This is a genomic window from Peribacillus huizhouensis (assembly GCF_014138605.1).
GTDB classification, from domain to species: domain Bacteria; phylum Bacillota; class Bacilli; order Bacillales; family DSM-1321; genus Peribacillus; species Peribacillus huizhouensis.
Genome location: NZ_JACJHX010000010.1, coordinates 12,954 through 31,289 on the forward strand (window position 1 = coordinate 12,954; position 18,336 = coordinate 31,289).

The following is an 18,336-nucleotide window of genomic DNA, read 5'->3' on the forward strand; positions in this document are numbered from 1 at the left end:
AAGTTTTAACAAATGAATTTTTGCTAGTATAACAACCTAAAAAAAAGGCAGACCCGCATCTACTAAATACAGTTTAAGTTAAGGCACATTAATACTGTAAATGAGTACGAAGTCAAACCTTTAAAAGTCATCCTCTTTTATGAATAAAATCATTATGAATTGATCGCATTATAAATCGCTGCTGAGAAGAACGCGCGAGTAGCGTCATCTCCTGTTCGGTATACTTTAGTTTGGAAACCTGATGTTGTATCGATTTTCTTCATAATCATGATAGCGTTATATGCTCTGTAGCTAGGCGGTACATCACTATACATAATACTAGAAGCTGAATATGTTATTTTTTTATCAAGCTTAAAGGCATTTTGAACAATGATAGCCATCTGTGCACGAGTCATTGTTTCCTTAGGACGGAATGTACCATCTTCAAAGCCATTAATAACTCCTAACTCTTTAATAGCAGCTATATCAGATGCGAATCTTGATGAAGTCGCAACATCTTTATATGAATATAGGCTAGCAGATTTTCTCTTTAATACTCTGTTAATAATCGCTGCTGCCTGTTCTCTTGTAACGGATTCATTTGGGCGAAATGTACCGTCTTCAAAGCCTTGAATCACCTGTTGCACATTTAATTGCTGAATCGCTTCTTTTGCAAAGAAATCCTTGTCTATGTCACTGAATGTAGTGCTATTACTTGCTGAATATGAAATTCGCTTTGCTCCTGCATATTTGGGAGCCCAATATGTATTATCTAATGATACAATCGCAATTCCTTTGCTGCTCGTTGCACTAATAAATGAATTGTCGCCTGTATAAATTCCAGAATGCGTCACGCCAGATTTACCTGAAACTGTATTTTTGAAAAAGACTAGGTCTCCTGGTTGTAATGCGGATTTGTCTACACTTTTTCCAACAGTGGCTTGTTCAGCTGCAGTTCTTGGTACCGAAACTCCAATCTTATTAAAAACATAAACTAAAAAACCGGAACAGTCGAATCCTTTTGGTGTCGTTCCACCCGTTAAATATGGAACACCGATATGCGATTTAGCTATATTAAGTAAATCTTTCTCAGTAGCTGCCTCTACTTTAAAAGTTGGAAGCAGAGAGAATAATAATCCTATTATGAATAAACTACTAAAAATCCGTTTCATTGTCTCTCCTCTTCTATCATTATAATTTTTATGTATTTTAGCGAAATTTAACCCTTATAGTCATATCTTAGCAATTTTTGTTGTCTATTTATTTTACATTTGTGTTACAAAATAATTTTACTGGCATAGTTGTCGTAATTTAGGGAATAGAAGGGGAATATCACAAAAAACCTGAGGTGATCTCATAAGTGCGTTAGCACCTTATGAAACTAGCCTCAGGTTCATCTATTTCAATTTAGAATTGTTTGCTTTTGATAAAAATACAGCATAATTCGAACGACTCATCAAGGCATAAGGACGGAAGGTGCCATCTTCATACCCTTGTGTAATTCCAGCAGTAGCTATAAGATTAATAGCTTGATTCCCTGTTACATTAGATGAAACGTCTTTAAAGGTTAATGCAGAGCTTGTTGATAACTTATACGCTTTTGACAAAAGAATAGCCATTTCTGCTCTAGTAACATTTTGGTCCGGCCTGAAAGTTCTATCTGGGAAACCTTGTAGAATTCCTTTCTCATATGCTTGTTGAATATAGCCGGATGCAAAGCTTTGAGCAGATACATCTTTAAACACGGTCTCTGACTTATTCTGAGAATAGCCAAGGGCTCTGCCAAGCATACTGACTGCTTCAGCTCTTGTTACTAGCTTATTTGGCATAATTAGACCATTTAGATTCCCCTGAATAATTTTACTTTTATGTAAGTACATCACATTACGTGAATACCATGCTTCATTGTTTAAGTCTGGGATAATTGGAGTTTGAGGCTTCACTGTAAACGTATATGTTTGGTCAAGCATCTCTCCCCCTCTTGATACTGGAACTAATTGATAGAGAATCTCCCCTTCTTTTCCATAATCCTCAATCAGATTAGACGTTTCATTTTCCAATATTAATCTGCCAAAACGGTATAGATTATAACTTTCTGCTTCTAGTGGTAGAGAAGTTATAGTTAGTGTAATTTGACCATCAACGCTTTGTTCTGTTATGACTTTCGTTTCCAAACCATTTAAAGACGATCGATCTACTTGAGCTAAGCCGTAACCATACAGTGCATCACGCCCAACGGCTCCGAGATCCTTCGCGTTGTCCTGAAGTTTTTGACGTATTTGTTTGTTTGTATAATTCGGATACTTTTCCATATAAAGTGCAGCTAGTGCTGTAACATGAGGTGCTGCCATTGAAGTCCCTGTCAGTGTTTCATAGCCTGTTTTGTTAATACTAATTGGATAAGTACTAGCAATTGCATCGCCTGGTGCAGATAATTCTACTTCCTTCCCAACTGAAGAATATGAAATAATTCTATTATTTTTATTCGTTGCCGAAACGGCGATTACACTTGAGAACTTCGCGGGATATAGCACATTTTGTTCTTTTCCTGTAATATTGCCCTCATTTCCAGCCGCTGCAACGATAAGAATTCCCTTTTCATAGGCTTTGTCTAGCAAAGCTTTCATTGTCGGATCTTCCTCTGGGGTATTTAAACTTAAGTTAATAATATCTATTCCATGTTGAATAGACCACTCAATTCCAGCAAGGAGGGATGAACTACTGCCCTCTCCTTCTTCATTTAAAGCTTTTACAGCGTATAGTTTTGCTTTTGGCGCAATACCTACATATCCTATATTGTTATCCTGTGCACCGATAATTCCGGCAACATGAGTTCCGTGGCCGAATTCATCTCGATAAGAGTTTTTACATGCGTCTGGTTTTTCTGAAATATCTAAAACACATACCCCACCCGCTATACTTAAATCAGGATGAGTAGAGTCAATCCCTGAATCGATAATAGCAATCTTGATTCCATCTCCCGTTAAGTCACTTGGCACTTTATTAGGGATATTCAGGTTTTGATGTGACCAAGGGGTTTTCTGAGAACTGACTTGAACACTCCTATCATCGTATACTGATTTCACAGATGGAGAATTTTTTAATTGAATGATTTTGTCATTTGATAGATTAATTGTCACCGCATCAATAGATTTATACTCGTAAATAATAGACGAATCTAATTCTTGTAATAAGTCATAATCTATTTCATTTTTAAACATTACATTTTGCCGACTAACCCCTGTTGACTCTTGCTCTGCAAAAGTAGTGACAGGGAGCAAAACAAAAAGTAAAAAGAACAAGGTACTTAACCATACATTCTTTTTCATCGCATCTTCCCTCCTTTATTAAACAGAAAAAAGGAGCCTATAAGACTCCTCCATTATTTATTTACTATATTATAAAGTTTCGTAACATCATAGCCATTCCCTTTATAATAATCCAATATTCCTAAGTAAATAGCGTCTGCTGCTTTTTGACGCCATGCTGGTGATTTCAATTTAGCATTATCATCAGCGTTAGTAATAAAGCCTAATTCTGCAAGTACTGCAGGCATTTCCGTCTGCTTGATGACGATATATCCAGCATTCTTTACTCCACGATCTCTTAGATTCCAGGCTTCTACTAATCTTGCTTGTATAGCACTAGCTAATTTCTTACTTTCTGTAGTTCTCGTGTTCGTTGCAGCAGCACTGTAATAATACGTTTCTGTTCCAGTTGCACTGCTAGTGGCAGCATTCGCATGGATACTGACAAAAATATCCGCATTTAATTTATTGGCAAAAGCTACTCTGTCAGGTAATTCGATGAATACATCTTTGTCTCTTGTAAGCTGTACATCAAATGGTGTTTGCTTTAACAAATCACGAACTTTTAGAGCCGTATCAAGTACAGCGGTTTTTTCATAGAGCCCAAAACCGACAGCACCTGAGTCTTTTCCACCATGACCTGGATCGATGACAATTGTTTTACTTGCCAATGGTGATTCTTGTGAAGGAGGTGTCGGCGAAGGTGTGTTCACAGAGGTACTAACATAAGAACTATGAACAAAGCCTTCTTTTGACCCCGATTTTATGTATATCCAGTTACCAACTTTATATGCTGTTTGTACACTTTCGCCTTTTACCAACGTTGCAATATTGGAGTATTGCGCAGAAGGTCCAGAACGTACATTTAATGAGTTCGCTGTTACGAATAATTCATTTTGGAATAAGACAGAAGGATTAACACGCAATTTGTAATTAATTGCTCTAGCTAAAAATATCGAGAAATCCAATCGAGTCAATTGATAATCCGCTCCAAATGACCCATTTGACATTCCTTGAGCAATTCCTCTGCTCATCAATGCATTTGCAGCACCTGATAACGAGCCTCCAAATTCATAACCAAAGGCTTTACTTATCATAACAGCCATTTCTCCACGGTTAACAACGGCATCTGGTCTAAAAATCCCTGCGCCATAACCTGAGAGAATTTTCTTGTCTACTGCAGATTGTATATATCCAGAGGCAAAGTTACCAGATCCGACATCTTTAAATTCTGTTTTTCGCTGTTCGCCATTTAGCTCTAGCGCCCTACCAATCATCGCTGCTGCTTGAGCTCTCGTCACAACATTACTTGGAAGAAACCTTCCATCTAATGATCCACTAACAATCGACCCCGTTGCTAGATACATAATTTCATTGTATCCACGATGATTCACAGAAATATCCTTAAAGGTAGTGGCAGCATGTACATTAGCACTCCCTAAAGGCAACCAAAGACCAAGCATCAAAACAATACTGAGAAGCAATTTAGTTTTCTTCATCCTACTGTGTCTTCCTCCTTTTATTTTCCCAGTCATTTTAACATACATCTCAATATTTCAAGTTATAAAAAATGAATACTTATCGAAATAATTCGAAAGTAATATTTTTTTGTCGTTTTTTTAATAGGTTCTGTTAAATTTGATTATTGATTATTGAACACAACCTTTGACTAAAAAAGCGGATTCTTGAATAACATGAGATTATTAAGTTTTAATAAGGCTGAAAATGTTTTTATATACCTATCTATTCATATCGGCTATTCTCCACTTTTTTTTATATAGATTGGGAAATTAATCCGATGAAAATGTTGAAAAATGGAATCAACACCACTCATAATTGCACAGAAAATCTCCGCATGCAATTTATTGGATAGGTCATTCTCCCCAACTTTGCTACATCGCACAGGTCTAGCAAAATTCCATAAAAATGACCAAGCGCATTCATTAAATAGAATAAGCTTGGCCTATTTAAATCGAGTACTATTATTTTCTTCAGCTAAAAGGCTTAAATGAAAATCTAGTATTCATGCATTACAAACTCTTATAGCCCATAATTCTATTTTTAAAGTATGAATTATGAATGGATGTCACCGTTACACCCTGGCTTGAACTTGCATGGATAAATTCATCATTTCCTAAATAGATTCCCATATGTGAAATAACCGCTTTGCTATTAGTTGCTGTATCGAAGAAAATTAAGTCTCCAGGCTGAGGTGTCTTCACACTTTTTCCCATATCAAAATACGTCGCAGCTGAAACGCGAGGAACTTGGTAGCCAGCTTTCTTTAATACATAATAGATAAAACCGCTGCAATCAAAACCATTAGGTGATGATCCTGCCCATGAGTAAGGGGTACCGGTTAGTTCCTTTGCTATACTGATTAATTCCGATGATGATTGCGCATTGTTAGCAACCTGATCTGGCTTGGCTGAATTTTGGGTTTCCGAAACTGTTAAACTACTATCAATAATTAAGGTTTGTCCTACATAAATCGTATCAGTAGTTAACTGATTCATCGTTTTCAATTGATTAAACGTCATGCTGTATTTGGAAGCGATTTTAGCTAAAGTGTCACCAGCTTTTACCGTATATTTTCCGTTCTTTGGTTCAGTTGGTTTTGCAACACTTTGTTCAGCAGTGTCTACAGTTGGCGTCGTGCTACTATTCATTTCGATAGATTTTCCAACTTGAAGGACTTGTCCTGGTAATAGAGTATCTGATTTAAGATTATTGATTGTTTTCAAGTTTGCGACTGTAGTATTCGTGCTATTAGCGATTTTCCAAAGACTATCTCCGCTCTTCACTGTATATGATTGGCCTTTTGAAACTTTGCTCGAGGCTGTTATTGGCATTTCCACTACAGGTGAACCTTTTGTATCAGAGACAATCAGCCTATCTCCTGGATATATAACGGTAGAACTAAGATTATTTAAATTCTTCAATTCACCGAGAGTGATTCCATATTTATTCGCTATCTTCGTTAAATTATCTCCAGAAACGACAGTATGTATCGTTGTATTAACTGCTGGTTGCGATGCAGCTTTTACTGTTTTTGATGTAGATGCCTGATCCAATAATAAGACTTGATTCACATAAATAACATCCGAATCTAGCTTATTGAGTTCTTTTATTTTTGCTACGGTCGTTTTATTGGCTTGGGCAATTTTATGTAAATTATCTCCTTGTTTCACTGTATATGAATCAGCAAAAGCAGCTGGTGCGATCATAGAGGATATCACTGCGACTGTCGACATCGTGTAAAGGGTTTTCTTCATCATTCCCCATCCTTTAATTTGTAATTAATCTTAATTTTAACAAATTTTGTGTCGGAAACATCATTACATTTCTGTTACAAATGGGTGAATAATGATTTATTTTGTAGAACAAATCATTTACAATACAATTCTTGCTAAACTTCTACAACTGAATAATGTTTTCTTCGCTAATAAAAAGAACCTTTATTCGCACGAAAAGACGAATAAAGGTTCTCCATTTTTATTTTTTCACCGATTCATTCATGGACCTCATTTAGATAGTCGACCCAGACCGGCTTCATTTTATCAACGACAAGATGGCTGCCGCCTCTACCTTTGACGTTTTCCATCATCCAAGTCATCAGAAGCCTCGGATTATCTGTGTTGTAGCCTACGAACCAACCATTTTCAGTACCTGTCGATTCTTTGCTTTGCTTTATTTCGGCCGTTCCTGTTTTCCCGGCAAGTGGAATGCCTGTCTCACTAAGTGAATGGGCAGATCCGGCACGGTTTGACACGACTTGAGTTAGCATTTTAGTCATTTGTGTAGCTTGATCTTTCGAGATGACATTTTCTTTCCAATAAGCTGGCTTATCATTGCCATCTAGAAACAGCTTGGGCGCAATCATGTTTCCTTCGTTCACAAACGTCGTATAAGATAGCGCAACATGCAAAGGACTCATCAGTACTTGCCCCTGACCGTAGCCACTGTCAGCAAGTCTGCCTTCTGAATCGATTTTCCCAATTTGTGAAGCTTTAATCGCATATTCAAACGGGATGTTTTCATCAAAGCCAAAATCCTTCAACCCTTTTGAAAATTTATCTGTTCCAAGTTGCAATGCTTTTTGGGCAAAGTATATATTATCGGAATATACTAATGCGTCCGTCATATTAATTGGTTTACCTGGTGTGGATACCCTCGTTATACTGTGATCTTTCCAATTAGACTTCTTCCACGTCTTTCCTTTAATTTCAATCGCTTCGTTTGGATTGATCCCATTTTTCATGGCAATCGAAGCGGTGAGCCCTTTGATTGTTGAGCCTGGGGAAAAGGTTGCACTAAAACGATTAATCAGCGGCTTATTCGGATCACTTTCCAACGCTTCCTGCTGGGCCGCTGTCATTCCAAGCACGTATTGGTTCGGATCAAACGATGGGCTGCTTACAAGTGCCAGTGTTTCTCCTGTTAACGGATTTAGCGCTACTGCAGAGCCTGATTCCCCTTTGTATTGGGCGAAAATTTGCTGTTGTAACCCAACATCGATCGTTAGAACAATCGTTTCTCCTTCTTCTGCTTTCTTTTCAGCAATGATCTTTTCCTGACCTCTTTCCGTGTTAACTGATATTTTAGCGCCTGGTTTTCCTTTCAATCGTTCTTCTAGGATTTGCTCAAGCCCTCTTTTGCCGATAACATCGTTTGCTCTGTAACCTTTCTTTTCCCATGTTTTCAGCTCTTCAGCGGTAATTTCACCGATATAGCCAATCAGATGAGCGGTTACTTCTTTGTACGGGTATACACGCCCTGCCACTTCATTCAAATGAATCGATGGAATGTTTGCAAGAGCTTCCTTTAATGCGGGATCTTCAACGGCCACTTTTTTAAGTGGCACAAAGTAGTTAGGCTTTACCCAGGATTGATTTAGCTTTTTTTCTACTTCAGCTTTTGACATATGTAATAGTTTAGAAGTTTGGGTAATAATTGCGTTCGGATCCGCCATTTCTTCTGGAACAATCCCCACTTCCACGACAGAACCGTTCATCGCCAAGTATTGCTCATTACGATCGACAATTTCTCCACGAATAGCGGGATATGTTGTAATCGACACTTTGTCTCCTTCTTCTAGCTCAGGAAAGATATAAGTAGTATTCCAATCTATATACCAATTCTCTTTATCGTCTTTCCCTTCTTTAACAAGTGTTGCTTGATGGTCAAACTTTACTGAACCAGCCATTGTATTCATGCTGACAGAAAAAGGTAACTTAGTCTCTTTCAGCTCCTTATCGTTGGTAGTTTCTTTCGGTTTTTTGTATGCAATTTTTAAATTGGAAGCTTTAATATCCCGATATATTTTTTCATACCGTTCTGTGAAATCCTTTTCATTTATCGTTTTCTTAGCTTCTGAGGATAAATACTTATACATTTCTTCATAATTTTGTTCATTCCATAGCTTCACATATGCAGCGAACCGATCTTCTGGCACGGGACCTTTATCAGAACATCCCGATAGAATTACAAATAAAATGGAAATAAAAAGAATTTTTTTCATTCTTTCCTCCTTGAATGTATCGTGTGTCTAAATTATCATTATTTTCATTATAAAATATTTTTCTTAGGTCCGCTAGAAAGAGTGGTGACAAAAGAAAAGACTGCCCCATAACGAAAAGGTCAAACCTTTGGGACACCCTTCTATTAGAAAATTTTATTATTCCGTCTTTTATGTTCCTTGATCCAACTTTGGAGAAAAAACACACCTAGAATTAGCGAGATGACCAAGCCGGACATTGTCACGAAAAAGACAAAAAACTCAGATGGCGTATAGGACATAAATTTATTCCACGAAAAATTCCCTTTTCCGTCTTCAATGACTAGATTCATTCCAAAAATCCCCGATATCACTGTATAAATCGTCAGGATTTGCAACAAGGCATTTTGACGTTTTCCAGAAAGTTTATCCTGACTTTGATACAAATCATACAATGTTTCCTTTACATCTTGGTAAAGTCGTTCAATTTGGAATATATCCTTTGTCATCTGGAAGATTTCTTTTCCTGTCGTGGTACTATTCACTTCAGGGAAATAAAATTTAGCAGAAAAATTCGCAATCATGACGATCAGTAATGCCGTACTAGATTGATCTTTCTCAATATCAATCACGGAATGCTGATGAGATAGCTTTAATAGGACAATTTTATAGTAATAACAGAGAAGCATCGAGTAAAACAACTGACCATACATTTGACTAATTAATTCCTTCTGAATGCTGCCAGATGCCTTTGTTAAACAAACGAAATGATTCTCACTAATTATATAATAGGTCTCTTCCCCCCAACGGTCATAAACATGTAACTTATAATACCGTTCGATATAGTCCAGATTCAAAGCACCAAGATAAGAGTTCCCACTAGAATCGTATCCGTTCAGTTCCCCTGCTCTATATAGACTCTTTTTCGAAATCTCACTATCTTCTGTCAAGGAAAGTTGCCCAATCACGTACATCCGCTCATCAACAAAAAAAGGCAGGCTACCAAAGTAAGTAGCTTGAATTTTGTTTTCGTCGATATAGTGTCTCATACCTTGAAGCATTTCATTAAATATGAAATCCTCCACCTCTCGATAGGTCTTTTCTTTACATCCTATTTTCGCACTTTCTTCATCATTCAAAATTTGCTCTAGCACTCGAAATGTATCTCCAAAGTGCAGAACATCTGAATAGGAAAGACCTTCAGGCATTGTGACACGAATATTGATCAACCCAATATGGAATGGACAGATGAAAACATCGATGGAATCTATGATGAAATCTGTTGCGAGATGCTTGGAGGAAAATTTGCATGCAAGATTGGTACGTTTTGAAAACCGGCGAAAGCTTTCTCTCCTTTTATATGTTTGAGGAAATAAAATGGGTTCTAGATTGGGCAGAAAAAAACGTTCAAGTGAACGATGTGATACACTGCTTCCTCCATAATAGGCATGTTGCTGTTTTGTATTATTTAAATCAAAGAAGTAGAATTCCATTTCCATTAATTTATTGGCAAATTCCTCGATTTGATTTTCTTTTATCATGAATGGAAAGATAAATTGAAATTTTGCTTTATTCACTTTAGGAAAGTCCGCTTCTTTTTTTTCCACAATGATTGCCCTCCAGTATTCATCTTATATGATCTACTGTACCCAGGGGTATGATGGTCAAAACCAGTTGGAAGAAAGCTGGGGCTCCAGTGCTTAAGGATGTTTTGGGGGAGTAGCTACAAAGAACAGTTGGGTTTCTTCAAATGAATTGTCCTAAGAAATAAAAAAACCCTGCAAACAGGCAACCGTTTGCAGGCAACGGAAACGTCCTTTTTCCGAAAGACGCTTCATACTTAGGTACTAGAAACTGAGGGTTTCCAGAAATTCAGGAATCATACTATTACAATTCCAAATTAAATACAAAATCTGAACAATTGTTCATTATGGTTGTTTTTTGCAACATAACGAACACTCAACTTTATTTAAACATTTTTCTCATTAGAGATAAAACTGTAATTTCGGACGTATTTTGCCATTTTGGGCGAATTTTAGTGATTTAAGTAGTTCTATATCCCTTTTTCGTACAAAATATAACCATAGGAATAATTTCTATCAAAAATGACTTAATCCTGAGAGAAACATGCAAAATTGGCATTTCATTTAGCTGAAAAAAAGGAGTGTCCCAAACAAAAGGTCTGATCCCGCATCACATAACTAAACACAGTAAATTTAAGTGTATGAGACAACCCCCAGCAAACTTTTAATCTATCATTTATTATTAGTATTCAGATGGTAATTCGAAAGTTCCTACAGATCCTCCCGAAGTTCCAGTTGAACCGATAAAGCCTAAGCCTGCTACTATGAATAATGCAAACATCATCCCAACTACCTTCTTTTTCATAGGTACTTCCTCCCTTTTTCTTAATAATTATTGGATTTATATAGAAATAAATTCTATATTTATATTTAACCATATACTTAAAAATTGGGATTTAGCCTTGTCACTGCTTTAATTTAGAGAAACCATGTAAACCATCATGATTTCTTCCGTATTTGTATGAAAATATAACTCTAGGCATATTTACATAGGGGGTTAGTATGAATTTTTTAGAAATCGGACATAAAATTAAAGAACTTAGAAAACAAATGAAACTTTCACAGGAAGAGCTTGCTGAAGGGATTTGTACACAGGCACAGATAAGTAAACTTGAAAAAGGGGATGTTTTCCCCTATGCTTCGACACTATACTTGATTTCCCAAAAGCTTGGTGTTGATGTGAACTATTTTTTCGATATGGGGATGACACCGCGCCTCGATTATGTAAAAGAAGTAACGAATCAATTAAGAAATGCTAGAAGGACGATGAATTATCAAGAGATCAGGGACATCGTTTGTGCAGAGGAGAACAACCCGTTATTCAAACAACATAAACGTAATTATCAACTATTGTTATGGCATAAGGGAATCTATCATTATGAATTATATCGCGATCCTGTTAAGTCTATTAATATTTTAAAAGATGCGATTCTTTTGAGCCAATCTTCGAATAAAGTACATTCTGAGCGGGAAATTGAAATATTGTTAAGTATCGGCGTTATTTACTTCGAAGAAGGTCAATTCAAGCAAGCACTTTCTACCTATAAGGATGCTTATACTTTCATTAACACTATTCCTTATTTAGTTGATAATACAGTGAAAATACGTTTGTACTATAATACTGCTCGAACGTTGACTCGACTGCAGGATTATGAAAAGTCCAATAATTTCTGCCTAGAAGGTATTCAATGGTGCATTCAGAAAAGTAATCTTTATTTATTAGGTGAGCTTCACTACCATACAGGTTATAATTACGAGCTCTTAGGTGATCTTATTCTTGCTGAAAAATATATGGAAAAGGCAAAATTAATCTTCGACCTCCAGAATGACACACGCTTCATCTCTTTTATCTCGCAAAAAATAGATAACTGGAAAACCCTCTAATCTCTTCCGCCAGACCGAGAACTAAGCGGTCTGGTTTTCACATAATTCAAATACACCGAAACTAAAAACTCCCCCCTAAAAATTCACTCCAAAATGAAGTATAATGATAAGATGAACTCGGGAAATGGGGTCTGACCCCTCATATATGATGAACAACCCCTTATTACAACTAGGGTTATTGCTGTAGATTAATTCTGGGAAATAGGGTCTGACCCCTGCACGTAGGTGGTATAGTTAGCTGGGGTTTGAAAGTAACGGAGGATTTCAGTTGTGGTAATGTGTCGGTTTGGGGTTCCATTGGCATAGGCAGAATAGCTGCTCCACTTATAATGTTCAGGATTTTGGACGATATTGGCTTTAACGGGGTTTAGATGAATATAGCGACTAGTGCTCGTAAAGTGTTCGGGAGATTCGATCATTACGGCATGATAACGTCCTTGAAATACGTGACCGTCGAGGTTGTGGCGTTTATTAAAAGATATGGCATAGCGTGAGTTTAACTTTCTCATAATATTTCCAGTAGGATGTTCTTTTGTTTCCAACAATAAATGGAGATGGTTCGTCATTAAACAATACGAATGCAAGTAAAAAAAGGACTGTACTCTTGTCTCTTCTAAATAATGCAAATAACGTAAACGATCAATATCATCATAAAAAAAAGGAAGAACGGCTAAGTTCGCCACGTCCTTATGTCTTCGCCGTCCTGACCCGCATCCTGCGGGCCTCCGCGACACGTAATATGATACATCGCGCCAGGAAACCATACCCTGTTCTTTCTTGGCATATTCAATATCAATCCTTTCTAGTTTGGGAAATGGGGTCTGACCCCTGAGTACCCTTGATTCAATACTATGATATCAACGTTTTTTATACAATTATTATTTTGGGAAATGGGGTCTGACCCCCTTGGAGGTGCTGTATGGAAGATTTGTTGTTTTTGGCGGAAGAGCTTGCTAGGCTGCTTCGTCCTTCGGTGGATGAGGATCAGTTGACGATTCGTGAGGGGCTTGCTCTTTATCGTCAGGGATTAGTAAAGGTGACTTCGAAGGAAGAGAGTTCGGTTTATGCTATTGTGCAAGATGTAACCCCAAAAGAGGTTGAATTCGATATGCTATTTTGGGTTGCATCCGAATGTACATGTGACAATTCATCGATCTGCAAACACAAGATTGCGGTGTTTTTTCACTTATACGCGAGTATTGCTAGTCCAGCCGATTGGGTCATAGGTTGGACCCAAAGAGAAAAAGAGGCGAACTCCCAAACAAAACTTCCGATTAAACCTGCCAGTACCCTACTTAAAGAATCAGCACCGTTCGAACAAAGTTATGATAACTGGAAGAAATTCACCACAAATTCTTTCACAGAATTAATCGAAGATCAATTTACAGAGAACTCCTTTGTCATGGAAAGACATATCCAGCATTACTTATCAACGCTTATGTCCAAGGCTCCTATGGATTCGAATTGGAAGCTGCTTTATCAGTTCATTACGTCCATGATCACTTTACTGCATACATTCAAACTGTTGGATGAGCGTCGAAATCAGCCGTATACTATTCGGGCCTTTTACCAGCTAACTGAGGATTTATTTGATTCTTTACATTCAATGATCTATCGCTTAGCAAACCGATCACGACCATTCGCTTTTGATTCATTTATAAGTAATCTATCTGAAGATACAATCGATCTATTACGAGGGAATGAAGGCTTACAATTTGAGAAAATCGATTTGTATCGGGAACTGTGGACCCATTTATTCTCGAAAAAAGCATCTCGAAAAGTAGAATCGGAACGAATCGAACAGGCGCTTTCGACATCTATATTGAGTGAAATAGAGCGCTCCACTCACTTTATTGCTGCTATTCACCTCTATATACTAGATAACCAAGATGACAGAGCGATTCCATTGCTGAAAAACCTTACATCCAACGATTGTCCTTATCTATATGATTGGATGAAACAATTTGCCGACCAAGATACACATCAACGTAATCTACCTTATATCGAATTTATTATCCGTAATCTACATGATTATTTAAGTGAAATAAAGGATTACTATGCTTGTAACGATCATGTTCGCATCTTAGCGAAACCTATTTACGCTTCTTGCACACAACTGAAACGTTTGGATTTACTTGAAAAATTTTACCGAGAAGCGCTCCCATACAGCTATTGGGAATACTCGATGTTTCTTTTTGAGCAACAATCCTATAAAAAGTGGACGGATTTAATCATTTATTCAGGCGTAACAATTGATGCAATCGGCCAAGACATGATTAAAACGGTTGTGGCGAGCGATCCTAAGATTATACTGCCGCTCTATCACCATGCCGTACAACAAACCGTTTCTTTAAAAAATCGGGCTGCCTACAAGCAAGCCATTCGGTATTTGAAAAAAATGCGAACGATTTATAAAAAGATGAAACAGGAAAATGTGTTCGAGGATTACTTGGACTATATCTCTCTTTCCACAAAACGATTGCGGGCTTTTCAAGAAGAACTGCAAAGGAGTAAGCTAATCGATGGATAACCGGAAAACATTAAAAGTAAAAATTGCAGCAATCGGAAGTGGGAAATACTCCATTGCCATCGTCACCCCAGAAAATATATACGTAAACCCTGAAACTGTACGCAGGCTCTTATTCTCTTGGGACGAAGCAAGCTTCTACGGCACTAGACTAACTGTTGATACAATTGATACGATTCCAGTATTTATCGTCAATGCATGGGTCCTATTGAATTTATTTGCCAAAGAGGGCTTTAACTCATTTATCGATTGGGAATGGTCAGAACTCTCTTCTCTCTGTCTATCTGCAGCACCTGTCCTTCATGAAGCCATTGAAATGGGTGTACCCGTTCCTGACTTTACCAGTTTGAAGAACGAACAGGTGGGTTGGACATTACCAGAGGAAGTATTGGAGGAATTCGTACCTGCTTTTTGGGAGGAAAAGGTCTACACCGATATTCACGCTGAAAATGAAGAAACGAAGAAAGCATTTATTGAGGCGTGGTATAACGATGCAGCGAACGCTTACCTTTCCAGCTATTCTACCCTAAAAAACAAATGGGATGAGGCACTTACTGCGTTAAAGGACACTCGACTTTCAGCTAACGAGTTACAAACCTTTTTTGATGAGGAAAGCTGGAGTGCTTGGTTAGGGTTGAAAGAAGATGCTAAACCGTTCGAAATTGGGTTGAAATTAACAGAACCACTAGACGGAGTCGGTCCTTGGCATTTGACTACTTTTTTACGTTCAAAAAAAGAAGAAGACGTGGTGATCGATTATCCCGCTAAACGATTACCACGTGGGTGGAGTAAATATGCAAGTGAAATCAAACAGACTGTTCAACGCTGGGCTTCCGTCATTCCATGGCTTAGCGATACAAAGAATGGTTTCAAAGAAGAGTTAAGCGAACCTGAAGCTTGGGATTTTTTAACGGACGCTAGTGAGAAGCTGTTATTTCTAGGAGCAGAAATCCTGCTTCCTTCATGGTGGATGGCCCTAAAAGAATCGTCCCTAAAAGTTAAAGCAAGAGTAAAAAGTTCTGCAAACCGCGGGCCTTCATACGTCGGATTGCAAGCGTTAATGGACTTTGACTGGAGGTTTTCCCTGAATGGAGAAGACCTTTCAGAAGCGGAATTCCAAAATCTCGTAAATGAAAAACGCCGCCTAGTCTTTATCCGTGGCCAATGGGTCAAGCTAGATCCGCATTTCATCAAACAAATTCAAGAACTCATGGAAACAGCCAACGACAAAGGCATACAGTTATCTGACTTACTACAGCAGGAATTCATGAGTGAACAAGATGAATTGGAAGATGATGATACCAACCAAATGTTGCAAATTCAATTTGAACTAAATCAAGAGCTACGTAAAATGGTCGGCCGTTTACGTGAAACGAAGAATATTCCGATTCTACCTGCTCCTAAGACCTTTCATGGTGAGCTCAGACCGTATCAATCTCTAGGTATGAGCTGGCTGCTATTCTTAAGGGAGCATGGTTTTGGCGCCTGTCTAGCAGATGATATGGGCCTTGGGAAAACCGTACAAATGATCACCTACTTACAGCATGTAAAAGAACAGCAACACAAGGAGAGCAACTCTGCAATTGAAGTGGCGGATCAAGAAGTAGCTGCAGTCCCTCAAGCTATTGTTGAAACACAAGAAAATGATGAAGATGTTGAAGGAAGCACCACTGAAGATATTCAGGATTCCTTAAAAGAAACGATTCCTGTTCAAGCCTCTCTCATTATTTGTCCAACATCCGTGCTTGGAAACTGGCAGCGGGAACTTGAACGGTTCGCGCCAAATTTAAAGGTGTATCTGCATTATGGGGCAAATCGTGTGAAAGGCGAGACCTTTGCTCAAACAATCGCAAAATACGATATCGTGTTAACTTCATACGGCATTACTCATCATGACTTTGATGCACTCGCAGCCATTTATTGGAATACAATTATTCTTGATGAAGCGCAAAATATTAAAAATGCCCAAACAAAGCAATCTCGTTCTGTTCGGAAGTTTAAAGGTAACCACCATATTGCTCTTACCGGTACTCCAATGGAAAATCGTTTGAGCGAATTATGGGCGATTTTTGATTTTATCAACAAAGGGTATCTCGGGTCACTCAAACAATTCTCGGATAAATATGTAGCGACAATTGAACGAGAAGATCAAAAAGACAAAGTGAAGGAGTTGCAACGCCTGATTTCACCATTCCTATTAAGAAGAACGAAAAAGGATAAAGATGTTGCCCTCAATCTCCCTGATAAACAGGAACAAAAGGAATATGTTCCTTTAACAACAGAACAAGCTTCACTCTATGAGCAACTCATTAAAGATACCTTTACAGACATTGAGAAGTTATCAGCGTTTGAGAAAAAGGGTATTATTCTTAAGATGCTGAACAAATTGAAGCAATTATGCAACCACCCTGCTTTGTACTTAAAAGAGGATGCTACATCAGAAATCATGGCCAAAAGCAAACGATCAGGTAAACTCGAAAAACTAACCGAGCTGGTTGATGCAGTTCAAGAAAACCAAGAAAGCTGTCTTATCTTCACACAATATATTGGGATGGGAAATATGATGAAAGAATTGCTAGAAAAGCGATATAACATCGAAGTACCTTTCCTAAATGGCAGTGCCAGTAAAGCGCAGCGAGACACGATGATTGCCAGATTCCAAGCAGGTGAATTTCCGATATTCATCCTATCGCTTAAAGCGGGTGGAACTGGATTGAACTTGACCACAGCTAATCATGTGATTCACTATGATCGCTGGTGGAATCCTGCCGTTGAGAACCAGGCAACCGATCGCGCATACCGGATTGGTCAAAAACGTTTCGTCCATGTGCATAAGCTCATTTGCACTGGAACTCTTGAAGAGAAGATTGATATGATGATTGATAAAAAGCAAGCTTTGAACGATGAAATCATCAATAGTGACAATTGGATCACCGAATTATCAACAGATGAAATCCGAGATCTTGTTTCCTTGCATTAAAGTGTTGATATGTACGAACTCCATATTTCACCAGGATATCGTAGTGCACGCATTTACGAATTGCTGGTTCTAACCCTATTATTAAAAAAGCAGCCTCTTTTTAAACTCTGAGGCTGCTTTTACTGATTAAATCACTTCTTTTTCATGTAACATTTTGACTAAAGTCAGAGAAATCTTCCCTATTCTCCAGAAAAAGAAAGAACATCCGGTACTGCATTTCCTGATTACGATCGGGAACTTAAGATTTACGCGCAATATGTGCACTTTGCGTGCCAGAACACACTCTTTTCATGCCGGATTCGTGATTTCCGTGCCAAAACACACTTTTTTCATGCCGGATTCGTGATTTCCGTGCCAAAACACACCCTTTTCATGCCGGATTCGAGATTTGCGTGCCGGAACACACTCTTTTCATGCCGGATTCGTGATTTGCGTGCCAAAACACACTCTTTTCGTGCCGGATTCGTGATTTGCGTGCCAAAACACACTCTTTTCGTGCCGGATTCGTGATTTGCGTGCCAAAACACACTCTTTTCATGCCGGATTCTTCACTCGTGCGCCAGGGTGAAAATTACGTG

Annotated in this window: 11 protein-coding genes; 3 read left to right on the top strand and 8 right to left on the bottom strand. The window is 38.1% G+C overall.

Annotation, left to right across the window (positions count from 1 at the left end; all coding sequences use genetic code 11):
* Nucleotides 1-152 precede the first annotated feature (152 nt).
* The 7 genes from HNP81_RS15050 to HNP81_RS24350 form a co-directional block, all read right to left on the bottom strand.
* Complete coding sequence (locus tag HNP81_RS15050; protein ID WP_182503170.1) at nucleotides 153-1,151, bottom strand: C40 family peptidase; 999 nt, start codon at nucleotides 1,149-1,151, stop codon at nucleotides 153-155.
* 225 nt (nucleotides 1,152-1,376) lie between these two features.
* Nucleotides 1,377-3,308, bottom strand: coding sequence for a S8 family peptidase (locus HNP81_RS15055; protein WP_182503171.1), 1,932 nt, complete (start codon nucleotides 3,306-3,308; stop codon nucleotides 1,377-1,379).
* A gap of 53 nt (nucleotides 3,309-3,361) precedes the next feature.
* Nucleotides 3,362-4,786 carry an N-acetylmuramoyl-L-alanine amidase gene (locus tag HNP81_RS15060; protein WP_182503172.1) on the bottom strand — a complete coding sequence of 475 codons (1,425 nt, stop codon included), beginning with the start codon at nucleotides 4,784-4,786 and terminating at the stop codon, nucleotides 3,362-3,364.
* 531 nt (nucleotides 4,787-5,317) lie between these two features.
* Nucleotides 5,318-6,565 (bottom strand): C40 family peptidase, encoded by a 1,248-nt coding sequence (locus tag HNP81_RS15065; RefSeq protein WP_182503173.1) that lies wholly within the window; start codon nucleotides 6,563-6,565, stop codon nucleotides 5,318-5,320.
* Between the two features lie 233 nt (nucleotides 6,566-6,798).
* Complete coding sequence (locus HNP81_RS15070; RefSeq protein ID WP_182503174.1) at nucleotides 6,799-8,808, bottom strand: penicillin-binding transpeptidase domain-containing protein; 2,010 nt, start codon at nucleotides 8,806-8,808, stop codon at nucleotides 6,799-6,801.
* Nucleotides 8,809-8,951: 143 nt separating this feature from the next.
* On the bottom strand, nucleotides 8,952-10,391 hold the full coding sequence (locus HNP81_RS15075) for a magnesium transporter CorA family protein (protein ID WP_182503175.1): 1,440 nt from the start codon (nucleotides 10,389-10,391) through the stop codon (nucleotides 8,952-8,954).
* Nucleotides 10,392-11,049: 658 nt separating this feature from the next.
* Nucleotides 11,050-11,172: a hypothetical protein gene (locus tag HNP81_RS24350; protein ID WP_281384510.1), complete on the bottom strand. Its 123-nt coding sequence runs from the start codon at nucleotides 11,170-11,172 to the stop codon at nucleotides 11,050-11,052.
* A 197-nt stretch (nucleotides 11,173-11,369) separates the two neighbouring features.
* On the opposite strand from HNP81_RS24350, the gene HNP81_RS15080 reads away from it, so the two are divergent.
* Nucleotides 11,370-12,251, top strand: coding sequence for a helix-turn-helix domain-containing protein (locus tag HNP81_RS15080; RefSeq protein ID WP_028393472.1), 882 nt, complete (start codon nucleotides 11,370-11,372; stop codon nucleotides 12,249-12,251).
* 188 nt (nucleotides 12,252-12,439) lie between these two features.
* Here HNP81_RS15080 and HNP81_RS15085 read toward each other — a convergent pair whose 3' ends face one another.
* Nucleotides 12,440-13,015: a transposase gene (locus tag HNP81_RS15085; protein ID WP_281384511.1), complete on the bottom strand. Its 576-nt coding sequence runs from the start codon at nucleotides 13,013-13,015 to the stop codon at nucleotides 12,440-12,442.
* Between the two features lie 155 nt (nucleotides 13,016-13,170).
* On the opposite strand from HNP81_RS15085, the gene HNP81_RS15090 reads away from it, so the two are divergent.
* Together HNP81_RS15090 and HNP81_RS23920 are read left to right on the top strand one after the other, a co-directional pair.
* Nucleotides 13,171-14,781 (top strand): SWIM zinc finger family protein, encoded by a 1,611-nt coding sequence (locus HNP81_RS15090; protein ID WP_182503177.1) that lies wholly within the window; start codon nucleotides 13,171-13,173, stop codon nucleotides 14,779-14,781.
* The gene (locus HNP81_RS23920) at nucleotides 14,774-17,758 is read left to right on the top strand and encodes a DEAD/DEAH box helicase (protein ID WP_246399378.1); all 2,985 of its coding nucleotides are present in this window, start codon (nucleotides 14,774-14,776) and stop codon (nucleotides 17,756-17,758) included. The genes HNP81_RS15090 and HNP81_RS23920 overlap by 8 nt, the downstream gene beginning before the upstream one ends.
* Nucleotides 17,759-18,336 lie beyond the last annotated feature (578 nt).

Bases quoted from the DNA above. Each gene is read 5' to 3' on its own strand.
- HNP81_RS15050 (WP_182503170.1), bottom strand. From the start codon at position 1,151: ATGAAACGGATTTTTAGTAGTTTATTCATAATAGGATTATTATTCTCT.
- HNP81_RS15090 (WP_182503177.1), top strand. From the start codon at position 13,171: ATGGAAGATTTGTTGTTTTTGGCGGAAGAGCTTGCTAGGCTGCTTCGT.
- HNP81_RS24350 (WP_281384510.1), bottom strand. From the start codon at position 11,172: ATGAAAAAGAAGGTAGTTGGGATGATGTTTGCATTATTCATAGTAGCA.
- HNP81_RS15055 (WP_182503171.1), bottom strand. From the start codon at position 3,308: ATGAAAAAGAATGTATGGTTAAGTACCTTGTTCTTTTTACTTTTTGTT.
- HNP81_RS15085 (WP_281384511.1), bottom strand. From the start codon at position 13,015: ATGGTTTCCTGGCGCGATGTATCATATTACGTGTCGCGGAGGCCCGCA.
- HNP81_RS15065 (WP_182503173.1), bottom strand. From the start codon at position 6,565: ATGATGAAGAAAACCCTTTACACGATGTCGACAGTCGCAGTGATATCC.
- HNP81_RS15060 (WP_182503172.1), bottom strand. From the start codon at position 4,786: ATGAAGAAAACTAAATTGCTTCTCAGTATTGTTTTGATGCTTGGTCTT.
- HNP81_RS15070 (WP_182503174.1), bottom strand. From the start codon at position 8,808: ATGAAAAAAATTCTTTTTATTTCCATTTTATTTGTAATTCTATCGGGA.
- HNP81_RS15080 (WP_028393472.1), top strand. From the start codon at position 11,370: ATGAATTTTTTAGAAATCGGACATAAAATTAAAGAACTTAGAAAACAA.
- HNP81_RS23920 (WP_246399378.1), top strand. From the start codon at position 14,774: ATGGATAACCGGAAAACATTAAAAGTAAAAATTGCAGCAATCGGAAGT.